Source organism: Enterobacter sp. JMULE2 (assembly GCF_013337145.1).
In the GTDB taxonomy this organism is placed as follows: Bacteria; Pseudomonadota; Gammaproteobacteria; order Enterobacterales; family Enterobacteriaceae; genus Enterobacter; species Enterobacter mori.
Map to the genome: position 1 here is coordinate 561,485 of NZ_SGWD01000010.1, position 15,342 is coordinate 576,826.

Genomic DNA, 15,342 nt, shown 5'->3' on the forward strand with positions numbered 1-15,342 from the left:
ATCATGACAAAACTCACCTTACAAGAGCAGATGCTGAAAGCGGGCCTGGTCAGCAGCAAAAAAGCGGCGAAAGTGCAGCGCACGGCAAAGAAATCACGCGTTCAGGCGCGCGAGGCTCGGGAAGCGGTAGAAGAGAACAAAAAGGCGCAGATCGAGCGTGACAAGCAGCTGAGCGAGCAGCAGAAGCAGGCCGTGCTGGCGAAAGAGTTTAAAGCCCAGGTGAAGCAGCTGATTGAGATGAACCGCATCACCGTTTCAAGGGGCAACATCACCTTCAACTTCACCGACGGCAATCTGATCAAAAAAATCGAGGTCGACAAGCAAACCCAGGCTCAGCTGATCAACGGCCGTCTGGCGATTGCCCGCCTGGTCATTAACGCAAGCGGCGACTGTGAATACGCGATTATCCCGGCGGTGGTGGCCGACAAAATTGCCCAACGCGATGCCGACAGCATTGTGTTGAACAGCGCGCTGAGCCAGGAAGAGCAGGACGAAGACGATCCGTACGCGGACTTCAAAATCCCTGACGATTTGATGTGGTAAACCCTGTCTAAAACGGAGCAGCGTGTCGGGCGTTAATCGTCTCGCCGCTCACCGGATGCACAAAATCCAGCCCGCTGGCGTGCAGCATCAGCCGCGGCGTCGTTTCGGCGCCCGGCCATTCAAGGCCGCCATATAAATCGCAGCCCAAAATAGGGTGACCCAGCTGCTGGCAGTGAATGCGCAGCTGATGGGTTCGTCCCGTCTCTGGCGTGAGCGCAACCCGCGTCAACGGTAACCCCGTCGTCTGATAAAAACGTTCGATGACCCGGTAGCGGGAGCGCGCCGGTTTGCCCGTGACGGCGCAAATCGACATCAGCGGAAACAGCGCCGGGTCTTTGGCAATCGGCGCGTCAATCACCCCTTCGTCATTTTCAACATGCCCGCACAGCAGGGCGCTATATACCTTCTTCACGGCGCGCTGGCTGAACTGATGACAAAGCGCGGCGTTAATCGCTTTATTACGCGCAATCACCATTATCCCGGACGTACCAAAATCAAGGCGATGCACCAGCGTGCACCCCGGGAAGTTTTGCACCAGACGGTAATGAACGGAATCCAGGTTTTGCGGGTTTTTGCCCGACAGGCTAAGCAGGCCGGAAGGTTTATCGATTAGCAGCAGGTGCTCGTCCTGCCAGAGAATTTCAATCTCATCGAGACAAGGTGGGGCAATAAAGTTATCGACGATTACAGACATCAGGCCGCCCGGCTGAAGAGTGGGAGCGGATGATAACGAAAAGCGGAGGAAAAGAAAAACCCTCCCACCGGGCGGTGAGAGGGTGAAATCTTATGCTGCTACCAGGCTGTCGATCGCGGCTTTCGCGTCGGTCTGCGCTTTGGTCGCCACTTCAGGACCGTAGGCGATGCCTTCAGCGAACACGAAGTTCACGTCGGTGATGCCGATGAAGCCCAGGAAGAGGGTCAGGTACGGTGCAACCAGATCGGTTGGGGTATCTTTGTGAATACCGCCACGGCTGGTCAGTACAACCGCACGCTTGCCTTTCACCAGACCTTCAGGGCCGTTTTCGGTGTAACGGAAGGTCACGCCAGCACGCGCTACCAGGTCGAAGTAGTTCTTCAGCTGGGTAGGGATGTTGAAGTTGTACATTGGGGCGTTGATGACGATAACGTCATGCGCCTGCAGTTCTGCAATCAGTTCATCAGACAGCGCCAGGGCTTCCTGCTGACGCGGAGTCAGTGGTGCATCGCTTGGACGCAGCGCGCCAACCAGCTCGCCGTCCAGCACAGGAATCGGGTTTGCAGCCAGGTCACGCACGGTGATTTCGTCAGCAGAATGCTGTTCACGCCACTGTTCAACGAAGTAATCGGACAGCTGACCAGACTGAGAGTACCCTGCCAGAATACTGGATTTCAAAACTAATACTTTGCTCATGGGTGATTCCTGTTGTTGCATTTGATTGAAGGGGGTTGCCCCGTTGCTTGTTGACACTCTATTCACAATCCTGCCACAGAGATAGCGCAATATATCGAAGTCTATGTTCGAATTTTTTGAATAAGGCGCTAAAAGCGCTGATGTGGTACTCTATACCAATCATTAAAAAGAGATTTTATCCGGCAGTGCACTGCCCGTTAACGCTATGACAGAACAACAAAAGCTCACCTTCCCGATGCTCCTGCAACAGCTTGATTCCCTGATGCTGCGCGATAAACAGCGCTTTGCCCGCCGTCTGCACGGGGTGAAGAAGGTTAAAAATCCTGATGCACAACAGGCCATTTACCAGGAGATGGCGAAAGAGATTGAACAGGCGGCAGGGAAAGTTGCGCTGCGTGAAGCCGCACGTCCGGCGATCACCTATCCGGAAAACCTGCCCGTCAGTCAGAAAAAACAGGACATCCTCGAGGCCGTCCGCGACCACCAGGTGGTCATTGTCGCGGGGGAAACCGGTTCGGGTAAAACCACCCAGCTGCCGAAAATCTGTATGGAGCTTGGGCGCGGGCTAAAAGGGCTGATTGGCCACACTCAGCCGCGTCGTCTGGCGGCGCGTACCGTGGCGAACCGTATTGCCGAAGAGCTGCAAACGGAGCCGGGCGGCTGCATTGGTTATAAGGTGCGATTCAGCGACCACGTTAGTGATAACACCATGGTCAAGCTGATGACCGACGGTATTCTGCTGGCGGAAATCCAGCAGGATCGCCTGCTGATGCAGTACGACACCATCATCATTGACGAAGCGCACGAGCGCAGCCTGAACATCGACTTCCTGCTCGGCTACCTGAAAGAGCTGCTGCCGCGTCGCCCGGATCTGAAAATCATCATCACCTCCGCGACCATCGACCCGGAGCGCTTCTCGAAGCATTTCAACAACGCGCCGATTATTGAAGTCTCGGGCCGCACCTATCCGGTAGAGGTGCGCTATCGCCCGATTGTGGAAGAGGCGGATGATACCGAACGCGACCAGCTGCAGGCCATTTTTGATGCCGTTGACGAGCTGGGTAACGAAAGCGCGGGCGACATCCTGATCTTCATGAGCGGCGAGCGCGAAATCCGCGATACCGCCGATGCGCTCAGCAAGCGCGACCTGCGCCACACGGAGATCCTGCCGCTTTACGCGCGCCTGTCAAACAGCGAGCAGAACCGCGTGTTCCAGCCGCACGGCGGACGCCGCATCGTGCTGGCAACTAACGTGGCGGAAACCTCGCTGACCGTGCCGGGCATCAAATACGTGATTGATCCGGGCACGGCGCGCATCAGCCGCTACAGCTACCGCACCAAGGTCCAGCGTCTGCCGATTGAGCCGGTCTCTCAGGCATCCGCCAACCAGCGTAAAGGCCGCTGCGGCCGCGTGTCGGAAGGGATCTGTATTCGTCTCTATTCCGAAGACGATTTCCTGTCGCGCCCGGAATTTACCGACCCGGAAATTCTGCGTACCAATCTGGCGTCCGTTATCCTGCAGATGACCGCGCTGGGGCTGGGCGACATCGCGGCGTTCCCGTTCGTCGAAGCGCCGGACAAACGCAACATTCAGGACGGCGTACGTCTGCTGGAAGAGCTGGGCGCGATTACCACCGACGAGCAGGCCACGGTCTACAAGCTAACGCCGCTGGGCCGCCAGCTCAGCCAGCTGCCGGTCGATCCGCGTCTGGCGCGTATGGTGCTGGAAGCGCAAAAGCACGGCTGCGTGCGCGAGGCGATGATCATAACCTCGGCGCTCTCCATTCAGGACCCGCGCGAGCGTCCGATGGACAAGCAGCAGGCGTCTGACGAAAAGCACCGTCGCTTCCACGACAAAGAGTCCGATTTCCTCGCCTTCGTAAACCTGTGGAACTATCTCGGCGAGCAGCAGAAAGCGCTCTCCTCGAACCAGTTCCGCCGCCAGTGCCGCGTGGATTTCCTCAACTACCTGCGCGTGCGCGAGTGGCAGGACATCTACACCCAGCTGCGCCAGGTGGTGAAAGAGCTGGGCATTCCGGTTAACAGCGAGCCTGCTGAGTACCGCGAGATTCATATCGCGCTGCTGACCGGCCTGCTGTCCCACATTGGCATGAAGGATGCCGAAAAGCAGGAGTATACCGGCGCGCGCAACGCCCGTTTCTCCATCTTCCCGGGTTCCGGCCTGTTCAAGAAACCGCCGAAGTGGACCATGGTTGCCGAGCTGGTAGAAACCAGCCGCCTGTGGGGGCGCATTGCCGCGCGTATCGATCCGGAATGGGTCGAGCCGGTGGCGCAGCACCTGCTGAAACGCTCGTACAGTGAACCGCACTGGGAGCGCGCGCAGGGCGCGGTAATGGCGACAGAGAAAGTGACTGTCTATGGCCTGCCGGTGGTTGCCGCGCGTAAGGTGAACTACAGCCAGATTGACCCGGCGCTCAGCCGCGAGCTGTTTATCCGCCACGCGCTGGTGGAGGGCGACTGGCAGACCCGCCACGCGTTCTTCCGCGAAAACCTGAAGCTGCGCGCCGAAGTGGAGGAGCTTGAGCACAAGTCCCGCCGCCGCGATATTCTGGTGGACGACGAGGCGCTGTTTGAGTTTTACGACCAGCGCATCAGCCACGATGTTATCTCCGCCCGCCACTTCGACAGCTGGTGGAAAAAGGCCAGCAAAGAGACGCCGGACCTGCTCAACTTCGAAAAGAGCATGCTGATTAAAGAGGGGGCGGAATCGGTCAGCAAACTCGACTACCCGAACTTCTGGCATCAGGGCAACCTCAAGCTGCGGTTGACCTATCAGTTTGAACCGGGCACGGACGCGGACGGCGTGACCGTCCACATTCCGCTGCCGCTGCTGAACCAGGTGGAAGAGAGCGGGTTTGAGTGGCAAATTCCTGGCCTGCGTCGCGAGCTGGTGATTGCGCTGATCAAATCCTTGCCTAAGCCGGTGCGCCGTAACTTTGTGCCTGCGCCCAACTACGCGGAAGCGTTTTTAGGCCGCGTCACGCCGCTGGAAATGCCGCTGCTGGACGCGCTCGAGCGCGAGTTCCGACGCATGACCGGCACCACCATCGACCGCGAAGACTGGAACTGGGATCAGGTGCCCGATCACCTGAAAATCAGCTTCCGCGTGGTGGATGACAAAAACAGAAAGCTGCTGGAAGGCCGTTCGCTAACCGAGCTGAAGGATGCTCTGAAGGGCAAAGTTCAGGAGACGCTGTCTGCGGTGGCGGACGACGGTATCGAGCAGAGCGGGCTGCACATCTGGAGCTTTGGCCAGCTTCCGGAAAGCTATGAGCAGAAGCGCGGTAACTACAAGGTCAAAGCCTGGCCTGCGCTGGTGGACGAGCGCGACAGCGTGGCGATCAAACTGTTCGATAACCCGCTGGAACAGCAGCAGATGATGTGGCGCGGGCTGCGTCGCCTGCTGCTGCTGAACATCCCGTCGCCAATCAAGTATCTGCACGAGAAGCTGCCGAACAAAGCCAAGCTGGGGCTGTACTTTAACCCGTACGGCAAGGTGCTGGATCTGATTGATGACTGCATCTCCTGCGGCGTGGACAAGCTGATCCACGAGGCGGGCGGTCCGGTCTGGACAGAAGAAGCCTTTGCTCAGCTGCATGAAAAGGTGCGCGCCGAGCTGAACGACACCGTGGTAGAGATTGCCAAACAGGTCGAGCAGATCCTCACCGCCGTGTTCAATATTAACAAGCGCCTGAAGGGGCGCGTGGATATGACCATGGCGCTGGGGCTTTCGGACGTGAAGGCGCAGATGGCGGGGCTGGTCTATCGTGGCTTCGTCACCGGCAACGGCTTTAACCGTCTCGGCGATACGCTGCGCTATCTGCAGGCGATTGAAAAACGTCTGGAAAAAATGGCCATCGATCCGCACCGCGACCGCGTTCAGATGCTGAAAGTGGAAAGCGTGCAGCAGGCATGGCAGCAGTGGCTGAACAAGCTGCCGCCGGCGCGCCGCGATGATGAAGACGTGCAGGCGATCCGCTGGATGATCGAGGAGCTGCGCGTCAGCTTCTTTGCCCAGCAGCTCGGTACGCCGTATCCCATTTCGGATAAGCGTATCCTGCAGGCGATGGAGCAGATTTCCGCTTAAAAACCTTGCCCGGTGGCGCTGCGCTTACCGGGCCTACGGGAGAATAAGTAGGCCAGGTAAGGCGTAGCCGCCACCCGGCTGGTTATCGTTCTACAATCGCCAGCGTAAACCCATCCCAACCCTTAACCCCCACCGTTTGCAGCGCGGTGGCGGTTAAGCGCGGGTTATCCCCAATCATCTCGATAAAACGGCGCACACCCAGCACGCGCGCGTCGTCGCTTTGCCCGTTAATCACTTCGCCGTCACGCACCACGTTATCGCCGATAATCACCGTACCAGGGCGGGAGTAGTGCAGCGCCCACTCCAGATAGCCGGGATTGTTTGGCTTATCCGCATCGATGAAGATCAGGTCAAACGGCGGAACCTCGCCGAAATTCTCCAGCGAGCTCAGCGCCGGGCCTTCAATTAATTCAATACGATCGGTTAGCCCCGCGAGGTGAATATTCTGGCGGGCAACATCGGCATGCGTCGGGTCAGCCTCGAGCGTAATCAGCTTCCCATCCGGCGGCAGGGCGCGCGCCATCCAGATTGAGCTATAGGCACCCAGCGTACCGATCTCAAGAATGCGTCTTGCCTGCGTCATGCGTACGAACAGCGCCAGCAATTGCCCCTGATTGGCCGCTACGTCGTGTTCGGGTAGCCCGGCGCGTTTATTGTTTTCCAGTACCTGATTGAGTGCGTCATCATCAGGAATAAGCGAAGAAATCATGTAATTATCTACTGCAGACCACTGTTGTTGCATAGATTGACTCCTTGAGAGGGATTGCCGGGTGGCGGCTGCGCCTTACCCGGCCTACGGGGCGAAATGTAGGCCCGGTAAGCGCAGCGCCACCGGGCAGGTTTTCAGGCACTGACCCAGCCGCCGCCCAGTGCCCGGTAGAGATCCACCTGCGCCAGCAGCAGGTTATTTTTCACCTGTACCACGCTGGTCTGCACCGAGAACAATGTTCGCTGCGCGTCCAGCACGTCCAGATAAGAGGAGTAGCCATTGCGATAGCGATTCTGCGCAATGCGCAGCGTCTCCTGCGCCACATCCTGCTGGGCAAGCAGTTCCGTCAGCTGTTCCTGATAGCGCGTAATGGCATCAAGGCTGTCATTCACCTCAGCAAACGCGTTACGCACGGTTTTTTCGTAGCTGTATAGCACCTGATTACGCTGGGACTGGGAAATATCCACCTGCGCATTCAGCGCCTGACGGTTCAGCAGCGGCGCAAGAATACTGCCGCCAACGCTCCACAGCTGGAGTGGGTTATCCAGTAAGCCTGACAGGGTGCGATCCTGAACCGATCCGGTTGCGGTCAGGTTGATCGACGGCAGCAGGCTGGCGCGTGATGCGGCAAGCGAGGCGTCTGCCGCCACCAGCTGACGTTCAGCCTGAACGATGTCCGGGCGGCGGTTTAATAGCGTGGATGGCAGCTGTGACGGCAGCTTCAGCGGCGTCAGTAGGTCGAAGTTTTCACTGCGGGCCACATCGCCCGGATTGCTCCCGAGCAGGAGGCTTAGCGCGTTTTCCTGCTGCGTAATTTGATGCTGCAACAGTGGAACCTGCGCCCGTGTAGAACGCAGTTCGGAGTCGGACTGCATGAGCTCCAGACGCGAGCTGTAACCCGTCTCAAACTGGCGTTTAGCGAGATTGAACGCCTCTTCGCGCGACTTGAGGGTGGACTCGGTGACGCGCAGCTGTTCATCCAGCGAGAGCAGGGTGACATACCCGGCAGCTACCGACGACGCAACGGTTAAATCCGCGGCGACGGCAGCGGCTTTTTGCGCCTCCAGCGACGCCTCAGCGGCATTGGCGGTGCTGCGATTGACGCCCCAGATATCAACGTCGTAGCTGGCGGTCAGGCTCCCTTTGTACAACGTCCCGTAGACCGGCAGGCCGGTCGCGGCAGACTGCGAGCGGGCGCGCGTGCCCGTTACGCCCGCATCAAGGGACGGGAACAGGCTGCCGTCCGCAGCATAAACTCGCGCCTGATACTCATTAATCCGCTCGCGGGCAATCAGGACGTCGCTGTTGTTTTTCAGCGCCTGGTCCACGTAGCGGTTCAGGTTATTGTCGTGGAAATTTCGCCACCAGAGCTGTTCCGCCGGGCTGTTCGGCCCCGATGCGACGCGCCACTGGGCGGGGATCTGTAGTGACGATGTTGCAGGTTCAACGTCAACCGACTGGCATCCGGCCAGCATCACCGCCACGACCAGGCTGGCTAGTGGGCGAAGGGTCATTGCTTCGCCTCCCGCGTATCAATCGTCACCTGCACCGACATGCCGGGGCGCAGCAGCTTGTACTCTTCCGGTTTCCCGAGCACTTCAATGCGCACCGGAATACGCTGCGCGATTTTAACAAAGTTACCCGTGGCGTTATCCGGCGTGATGGCGCTGAACTCCACGCCCGTCGCCGGTGAGATACTCTCCACGCGGCCCTGATACGCTTTGTCGTTCAGGGCATCGACGGTGAATTTTACCGGCTGTCCGACGCGTAGCTCCGCCAGCTGCGTCTCTTTGATATTAGCGATCACCCAGTGCTGCGGCGGAACCAGCGTGGTGAGGTGCGTCCCGGCGGTCACATAAGCGCCCAGACGTACGGCAATCTGGCCGAGCTGGCCGTCGCGCGGGGCGATAATGCGGGTGTTTTGCAGGTCAATCTGCGCCAGCTCCAGCGCTGCTTTCGCGTTTTCAACATCCGCCTCCAGCGCACCACGGTTGACGATGACCGTCTGCAGATCCTGACGCGACATCTCAAGCGTCGCTTTGGCCTGATCAATATCCGCGCTGCCCTGAGCCGCGCTGGCGAGCGCCGCGTCGCGCTCGCGAATGGAAAGGGAACCGTCTGCCGTCAGATCCTTCACGCGCTTTAAATCTGCCTGCGTTTTCAGGCTCTGGGCGCGGGCATTTTTCAGCGCCGCGTCGTTTTTGGCGATCGTCGCTTCGGCGCTTTTACGCTGCTGCAGGTTGTTATTGAGCGCGGCAATTTTCATCGCCAGCTGTGCCTCGGCCTGATGGACGCGCTGTCGATAGATACGATCGTCGATCTGAAACAGCACCTCGCCTTTTTTAACCTGCACAAAGTCCTGAACGTTCACCTCGGTGATATAGCCATTCACCTGCGGGCTGATAAACGTCGTCTGGCCGCGCACGTAGGCGTTGTCGGTAAACTGTGCGTGGCGGGTGAACGGCGGCAGCTGCCACGCGTACAGAATCACCAGCACGCCGACAATACCGATGGCGGCGGCGGTGAATACGGAAACAATGCGCACATTTTTGCGGGTGTTGGCCTGCTCTTTGGCGGCATCCTGCTGACTCATAAACTCTCCAGAAATAGTTCAATTATTTGTTGCCGGTGGCGTTCTTCAGCGCCATACGGGCAGTGATGCGCAGGCGCAACAGGCGCCATAAAATCCAGACCAGCGTGGCGGCGGCAATGCTCGCCGTCAGCAGGTAAGTATCGTTGTAAGCCAGAATGTTTGCTTCCAGGGTGGTGACGGTTTGCAGCTGCGTTATCGCCTGCGTCCCCAAAAGTGCGCTGTCGCCGATCAGGCTCTGGTACATCTGGGTGTAAGCCTGAATGCGTTCATTCACCAGCGGGTTCAGCGTGGTGAGCTGGTCGGCCAGCAGGCTGGAGTGGTACTTCTCGCGCCAGGTCTGAAAGGTGCCGAGAATAGCGGAACCCAGCAGGCCGCCAATGTTCTGGCTCATGCCAAACATCACCGAGAAGCTGACCAGATTGCGCGGGTCGGCGATGACCCCACCGATGGCTGCCAGCATCGCGGGCGCCAGGAAGAAGGCGCTGCCGAAGCCGAGCAGGAACTGGCTTAACATCAGCTGATCCGGCCGGGTCAGGCTGTTGGACTGGCTGTCCAGCAGCGAGGCGATAATCATCAGCGCCAGCGAGGTGATGATTGGCCACGCCAGTTTTGTCGGCTTGATGGTAAGACAGCTGGTGACGATCCCGCAGACAATCCCGGCGAAAATGGACCACGCCAGGTGGGTCATCTGCTCGTTCTGTAACCCCACGTACTGCAGCCAGCCGATGACCCCGGTGTTTTGCTCGGCCAGCACGATGCGGATCAGCAGCATGATCAGCCCTAAACGGACGATGCTGCCGCTCGAGAGCCAGCGGGTATTCAGCAGCGGGTTGCTGCGGTTATGTTCGAACACAATGGCGGAGACAATCAGCACCAGCGAGAGCGCCAGCGACCAGCCGATCCAGGGGGCTTCGAACCACCAGTCCAGACGGCCCAGGGACAGAACTGCGCACAGCAGCGCCACGCCGGGCGCCAGCAAAAAGAAGGTGATGAAATCTTTCTTCTCGAACACTTTTCGCCTGTCACCCGGCGGCAGCTTCAGCGCCATCACGCAGGCAAGCGAGATCAGGGCCAGACCCAGTTCGAAGAAGTAAAGCCCGCGCCACTCGTCAAGCTGCAACAGTTCCGTAGAAAACAGGCGCGCCAGCGGGATTGCCAGTGACGAGCCGGTGATGCCAATCGTCAGCGCTTTCAGGCGATGCTTCGCGGGCCACGCCTGGATCTGGTAGTAAATACCCAGTGAGCTCAGCGCGGCAGCGACCATGCCGTGGGCGGCGCGCACCATCAGCGCGGAGCTGAGATCGTTCACGAACAGGTGGAAAAAGGTGACCAGCACATACAGCACCAGAAAACCTTCCGTAAAGGCGCGCAGGCCGTACTGCTGACGGAATTTCACCAGTAGCAGGTTGATGGAAACGTTGGTCATCACATACACGGCGGGCAGCCAGGCGATTTCGGTTGACCAGGCGCCGAAGGTGCCCTGAAGGTTTTGCAGATTGGCGGTGACGACTGCGTTACCCAGCGCCCCGGTCAGACAGACCAGCAGGCCGACAACGCCGTAAGCGATCCGCTTTGGCGTAGGGTGTTCCGGGGTGGAGGGGGAACCCAGCAGGGCGGGCTTCTCATGTGGCTGCCACTCGCGAGGAGCATAAGGATCGCGTTCGGGCAGGCGCATAACGTTGTTTACCTTAGAAAAAATGTAATGATTAGAGGGCTAATGATTCTACGTCTGACGCAAATCATAATTCAAGTGAATATGATTATCGCATGTTAATCAAATGTTGAGGGGACGCTTGAACAAAAAGAGCGGCCCGGGAGGGCCGCTGAAAGGTCAGATGTGGTCAGGTTGTGCCTGGACGACGGGTGTTGGTTTGATCCGGCTGGCGCAGAAAATGGCGATCAGCGAGATAACGACCGTCACCGCCAGATACCAGGCTACCGGCACCCAGTCGCCGTCGTATTTCGCCAGCAGACCGGTGGCGATCAGCGGGGCGGTACCGCCTGCCAGCGCGGCACCTAACTGATACCCGAGGGTGATGCCGGTGTAGCGCACGTTGGCACTGAAAATTTCAGAGCAGAGGGTGCCGAGCACCGCCGTTACCGGCGCCCAGAGCACGCCAAACGCGATGACGGTGGCGAGAACAATGCCCCAGGTCGTGCCGGTATTGAGCAGCATAAACCACGGGACGATAAACAAGCCGAGCACGAAGACGCTGACCGCATACATGCGCTGACGACCTATTTTATCGGAGAGCAGCCCCATCAACGGGATCATAATGGTGGCAACCAGCGCGCCCAGCGTCACGGCTTCCAGCGCCTGAGATTTTTGGTACGTCAGCGTGGTGGTGGCATAGCTCACCACAAACGTCGAGAAGATATAGAACGGGGCGGTTTCGACGACCTTCAGACCTGCGGCAATCAACACTTCACGCCAGTGGTGTTTCAGGGTATCGCGCAGGGGCGCTTTCGCCACCTGGCCCGATTGTTTTACCTTCTGGAAATCAGGCGTCTCGTCGATGTCCTTACGGATCCACAGCCCGATCAAGACCAGAATTGAGCTGAGCAGGAACGGGATGCGCCATCCCCAGGAGAGGAAATCGTCCTCACTGAACAGCGTCATCAGCGAGACAATAAAGGTCGCCATCAGCATGCCGATGGTGACGCCCGCCTGCGGAATGCTGCCGAAAAAGCCTTTGCGTTTTTCAGGCGCGTATTCGTAGGCCAGCAGCAGCGCGCCGCCCCATTCACCGCCAATGCCCATGCCCTGAATGATGCGCATCAGGATCAGCAGGGCGGGTGCCCACATGCCAATCATGTCGTAGGTGGGGAGCAGGCCGATCGTGACGGTTGCACCTCCCATTAATGACAGCGTCAGCACCAGCGTTTTTTTGCGCCCGATACGGTCCCCGATGTGGGCGAAGAGAACACCGCCAATGGGGCGGATAAAAAAGGTCAGCGAGAACGAGAGATAAGAGAGGATCAGCCCGATTACCGGGTCGACCATCGGAAAGAAAATCTTGTTAAACACCAGCGCGGCGGCGGTGCCATAGAGAAAATAGTCAAACCATTCAATGGAGCTGCCGGTGAGGCTGGCAATTAACACCTTCTTGTTTTTGCGTAAAACCGTCGTTGTACTTTCATGTTGTGTCATGATCTGAAGCTCCGCCACAGAGAGGATGAACGCGGTGTCACCTGGCGCGCTTCAGGTGCAACCCGCAGTAATAAAAAGGTTGTGAAATTGTTAAGCAACTTAGGGTTGGATAGGGCGTTTGGCAAGCAGGGGGCGGGCTATACTGGTCAGATCACGGTGAAATTAGCAGCGACTGGTGCTTTGACATGCGGTTTGACTGGCATGATGTTTTGTATGCCGGATAATCAAAAGCATAACATGCAGGTGCAACCCAATTGTTTTTGGATGTTTCTGGTTATTTCAAAAAATACCAGAAAATGCAGAGTGACAGGCGTTTTGGCTTTAGGAGTGATCCCCTGTTCAGCCGTGACGCGTGCAGTACTCTGAACGTAAACGCTGTAAGGAGGTAACGATGACACTGGCACTTTTTCCTTCTCTACCCGGTTCGACGCTTAATGCCGTCAACACCGTCGGCTCGTGGCTTGCGCAGGACGATAGCCGCAGTCAGCCTCTTGATGCCGTGATCCTGGCAGGGAATGCGGTCATCCCTACAATCGATGCCGCCTGTAAGATAGCGGCCGAACAGGCCATCCCTCTGCTGATCAGCGGCGGTATCGGGCACTCAACCACCTTCCTGTATGCCGCGGTGGCGAAACATCCGCGTTATAACACCCTTCCCACCACCGGACGGGCCGAGGCGGCAATCCTCGCCGATATCGCACGTGAGTTCTGGAATATTCCGGCAGACAAAATCCTGATAGACGATCAGTCAACGAACTGCGGCGAGAACGCCCGCTTTAGCTGGCACATGATGAAGCAAAAGGGTCTGAACGCCGGGCGCGTCCTCGTGGTACAGGACCCGACTATGCAGCGCCGCACGATGGCGACCTTTGCTCGCGTTTGCCGGGACGAGGCCGTTTCGCCGGAGTGGATTAGCCATCCCGGCGTGACGCCAGTGCTGCAAAACAGTGAAGACGGCCTGGCGTTTAGCGGTGCTAGCGAAGGGCTCTGGCCGGTGGAGCGCTATCTGTCGCTGGTGCTGGGGGAACTGCCGCGCCTGCGGGACGACATTAACGGCTACGGCCCGGCGGGGCGTGACTTCATTGCGCACGTGGACATTCCTGACGAGGTGGAGAACGCGTGGACCCTTCTGCGTAATGACGCCATCCTCACCGACGCGCTGGTCAGCCGTTCTCTGCTGTAGCCCTCTGCCCGTTTGCGCCAGGTTTTACGCAAACGGGCATTTAATGTTGCCGATTTGTGATTGTATAAATTGGCTGACCCGTTTCTTTTTTGAGATATCTCACAAAAACAGCCTCATAGGATAGGAAATCGTCCCTGGAATTATAGTTTTTAACAATGCATTTACTTGTCAAAAACAGTGTAATTACAGGAGCAGGTCATGACGGTACCCGTACAACATCCTATGTATATTGATGGACAGTTTGTTGCCTGGCAGGGTGATGCCTGGATTGATGTGATCAACCCGGCCACAGAAGAGGTCATTTCCCGTATTCCCGATGGTCGTGCTGAAGATGCGCGCAAAGCCATCGACGCCGCAGAGCGTGCCCAGCCTGACTGGGAAGCGTTACCCGCCATCGAACGCGCCGGCTGGCTGCGTAAAATCTCTGCGGGTATCCGCGAGCGCGTCAGTGAAATCAGCGCGCTGATTGTCGCCGAGGGCGGCAAAATCCAGCAGCTGGCAGAAGTTGAAGTGGACTTTACCGCAGACTACATCGACTATATGGCCGAATGGGCGCGCCGCTACGAAGGCGAAATCGTCCAGAGCGACCGTCCGGGGGAAAATATCCTGGTCTTTAAACGCGCCCTGGGTGTGACCACCGGGATCTTGCCGTGGAACTTTCCGTTCTTCCTGATTGCCCGCAAGCTCGCTCCGGCACTGATTACCGGCAATACCATCGTGATCAAACCCAGCGAGTTCACGCCGAATAACGCCATCGCGTTCGCCAAAATTGTTGATGAAATCGGTCTGCCTAAAGGGGTCTTCAACCTGGTGCTGGGACGCGGTGAAACCGTGGGCCAGGAGCTGGCGGGCAACCCGAAGGTGGCGATGGTTAGCATGACCGGCAGCGTGGGGGCGGGTGAAAAGATCATGGCCGCCGCGGCGAAAAACATCACCAAAGTGGCGCTGGAGCTGGGCGGCAAAGCGCCCGCTATCGTGATGGACGATGCGGATCTGGAGCTGGCGGTGAAAGCAATAGTGGATTCCCGCGTGATCAACACCGGGCAGGTCTGTAACTGCGCGGAACGCGTCTACGTGCAAAAAGGCATTTACGACCGTTTCGTCAACCGTCTGGGCGAGGCGATGAAGGCCGTGCAGTTTGGTAATCCCGCAGAGCGTACTGATATTGCGATGGGGCCGTTGATTAATGCCGCCGCGCTTGAGCGCGTGGAGCAGAAGGTGGCGCGAGCGGTACAGGAAGGGGCGCGAGTCGCGCTCGGCGGTAAAGCGGTTGAAGGCAAAGGATATTACTATCCACCAACCCTGCTGCTGGACGTGCGTCAGGAGATGGCCATCATGCATGAAGAGACCTTTGGTCCGGTGCTGCCCGTCGTGGCGTTTGACACGCTGGAAGAGGCGCTGAAGATGGCTAACGACAGCTACTACGGGTTGACCTCTTCTATTTATACGCAGGATTTGAATGTTGCCATGAAGGCCATCAAGGGGCTCAAATTTGGCGAAACCTATATCAACCGCGAGAACTTTGAAGCGATGCAGGGCTTCCACGCGGGCTGGCGCAAGTCAGGGATTGGCGGGGCCGACGGTAAGCATGGTCTGAATGAATATCTGCAAACGCAGGTGGTCTACCTGCAGTCTTAATCTGAACATCCCCTCTCCGGCGAGAGG

12 protein-coding genes are annotated in these 15,342 nt (G+C 58.1%); 5 read left to right on the plus strand and 7 right to left on the minus strand.

Features of this window, described 5'->3' with window-relative positions; all coding sequences use genetic code 11:
* Positions 1-3: 3 nt before the first annotated feature.
* Positions 4-543, plus strand: a complete 540-nt coding sequence (locus tag EXW94_RS03660; RefSeq protein ID WP_174339506.1) for a DUF2058 domain-containing protein — start codon at positions 4-6, stop codon at positions 541-543.
* A gap of 7 nt (positions 544-550) precedes the next feature.
* Here the strand turns inward: EXW94_RS03660 and EXW94_RS03665 are convergent, their stop codons facing one another.
* On the minus strand, positions 551-1,237 hold the full coding sequence (locus tag EXW94_RS03665; RefSeq protein ID WP_126816460.1) for an RluA family pseudouridine synthase: 687 nt from the start codon (positions 1,235-1,237) through the stop codon (positions 551-553).
* Positions 1,238-1,327: 90 nt separating this feature from the next.
* Positions 1,328-1,933 (minus strand): FMN-dependent NADH-azoreductase, encoded by a 606-nt coding sequence (gene azoR / locus EXW94_RS03670; RefSeq protein WP_015570577.1) that lies wholly within the window; start codon positions 1,931-1,933, stop codon positions 1,328-1,330.
* 205 nt (positions 1,934-2,138) lie between these two features.
* On the opposite strand from azoR, the gene hrpA reads away from it, so the two are divergent.
* Positions 2,139-6,041 (plus strand): ATP-dependent RNA helicase HrpA, encoded by a 3,903-nt coding sequence (gene hrpA / locus EXW94_RS03675; protein ID WP_174339507.1) that lies wholly within the window; start codon positions 2,139-2,141, stop codon positions 6,039-6,041.
* An 82-nt stretch (positions 6,042-6,123) separates the two neighbouring features.
* Here the strand turns inward: hrpA and EXW94_RS03680 are convergent, their stop codons facing one another.
* The 5 genes from EXW94_RS03680 to EXW94_RS03700 all read right to left on the minus strand — a co-directional run bounded on the left by EXW94_RS03680 (position 6,124) and on the right by EXW94_RS03700 (position 12,494).
* Complete coding sequence (locus tag EXW94_RS03680) at positions 6,124-6,783, minus strand: O-methyltransferase (protein WP_120158099.1); 660 nt, start codon at positions 6,781-6,783, stop codon at positions 6,124-6,126.
* 101 nt (positions 6,784-6,884) lie between these two features.
* On the minus strand, positions 6,885-8,264 hold the full coding sequence (locus EXW94_RS03685; protein ID WP_174339508.1) for an efflux transporter outer membrane subunit: 1,380 nt from the start codon (positions 8,262-8,264) through the stop codon (positions 6,885-6,887).
* A complete protein-coding gene (locus EXW94_RS03690) occupies positions 8,261-9,343 on the minus strand; it encodes an HlyD family secretion protein (protein ID WP_108417011.1) in 1,083 nt (360 codons plus the stop codon). The genes EXW94_RS03685 and EXW94_RS03690 overlap by 4 nt, the downstream gene beginning before the upstream one ends.
* A gap of 22 nt (positions 9,344-9,365) precedes the next feature.
* Entirely contained in the window at positions 9,366-11,018 is a 1,653-nt protein-coding gene (locus EXW94_RS03695) for an MFS transporter (RefSeq protein WP_089598830.1), read from the minus strand.
* Between the two features lie 156 nt (positions 11,019-11,174).
* Positions 11,175-12,494 carry an MFS transporter gene (locus tag EXW94_RS03700; protein WP_126816461.1) on the minus strand — a complete coding sequence of 440 codons (1,320 nt, stop codon included), beginning with the start codon at positions 12,492-12,494 and terminating at the stop codon, positions 11,175-11,177.
* Between EXW94_RS03700 and EXW94_RS03705 the strand changes: the two genes are divergently transcribed.
* The 3 genes from EXW94_RS03705 to aldA all read left to right on the plus strand — a co-directional run bounded on the left by EXW94_RS03705 (position 12,483) and on the right by aldA (position 15,315).
* On the plus strand, positions 12,483-12,860 hold the full coding sequence (locus EXW94_RS03705; protein WP_174339509.1) for a hypothetical protein: 378 nt from the start codon (positions 12,483-12,485) through the stop codon (positions 12,858-12,860). The two genes, EXW94_RS03700 and EXW94_RS03705, sit on opposite strands and share 12 nt — an antisense overlap.
* A gap of 25 nt (positions 12,861-12,885) precedes the next feature.
* On the plus strand, positions 12,886-13,677 hold the full coding sequence (locus tag EXW94_RS03710; protein WP_174339510.1) for a YdcF family protein: 792 nt from the start codon (positions 12,886-12,888) through the stop codon (positions 13,675-13,677).
* Positions 13,678-13,875: 198 nt separating this feature from the next.
* Positions 13,876-15,315 (plus strand): aldehyde dehydrogenase, encoded by a 1,440-nt coding sequence (gene aldA, locus EXW94_RS03715; RefSeq protein ID WP_174339511.1) that lies wholly within the window; start codon positions 13,876-13,878, stop codon positions 15,313-15,315.
* The last annotated feature ends 27 nt before the right edge of the window (positions 15,316-15,342 follow it).

Coding starts and splice junctions, on each gene's coding strand:
- aldA (WP_174339511.1), top strand. CDS start 13,876: ATGACGGTACCCGTACAACATCCTATGTATATTGATGGACAGTTTGTT.
- azoR (WP_015570577.1), bottom strand. CDS start 1,933: ATGAGCAAAGTATTAGTTTTGAAATCCAGTATTCTGGCAGGGTACTCT.
- EXW94_RS03665 (WP_126816460.1), bottom strand. CDS start 1,237: ATGTCTGTAATCGTCGATAACTTTATTGCCCCACCTTGTCTCGATGAG.
- EXW94_RS03705 (WP_174339509.1), top strand. CDS start 12,483: ATGTTGTGTCATGATCTGAAGCTCCGCCACAGAGAGGATGAACGCGGT.
- EXW94_RS03660 (WP_174339506.1), top strand. CDS start 4: ATGACAAAACTCACCTTACAAGAGCAGATGCTGAAAGCGGGCCTGGTC.
- EXW94_RS03680 (WP_120158099.1), bottom strand. CDS start 6,783: ATGCAACAACAGTGGTCTGCAGTAGATAATTACATGATTTCTTCGCTT.
- EXW94_RS03695 (WP_089598830.1), bottom strand. CDS start 11,018: ATGCGCCTGCCCGAACGCGATCCTTATGCTCCTCGCGAGTGGCAGCCA.
- EXW94_RS03700 (WP_126816461.1), bottom strand. CDS start 12,494: ATGACACAACATGAAAGTACAACGACGGTTTTACGCAAAAACAAGAAG.
- EXW94_RS03710 (WP_174339510.1), top strand. CDS start 12,886: ATGACACTGGCACTTTTTCCTTCTCTACCCGGTTCGACGCTTAATGCC.
- EXW94_RS03685 (WP_174339508.1), bottom strand. CDS start 8,264: ATGACCCTTCGCCCACTAGCCAGCCTGGTCGTGGCGGTGATGCTGGCC.
- hrpA (WP_174339507.1), top strand. CDS start 2,139: ATGACAGAACAACAAAAGCTCACCTTCCCGATGCTCCTGCAACAGCTT.
- EXW94_RS03690 (WP_108417011.1), bottom strand. CDS start 9,343: ATGAGTCAGCAGGATGCCGCCAAAGAGCAGGCCAACACCCGCAAAAAT.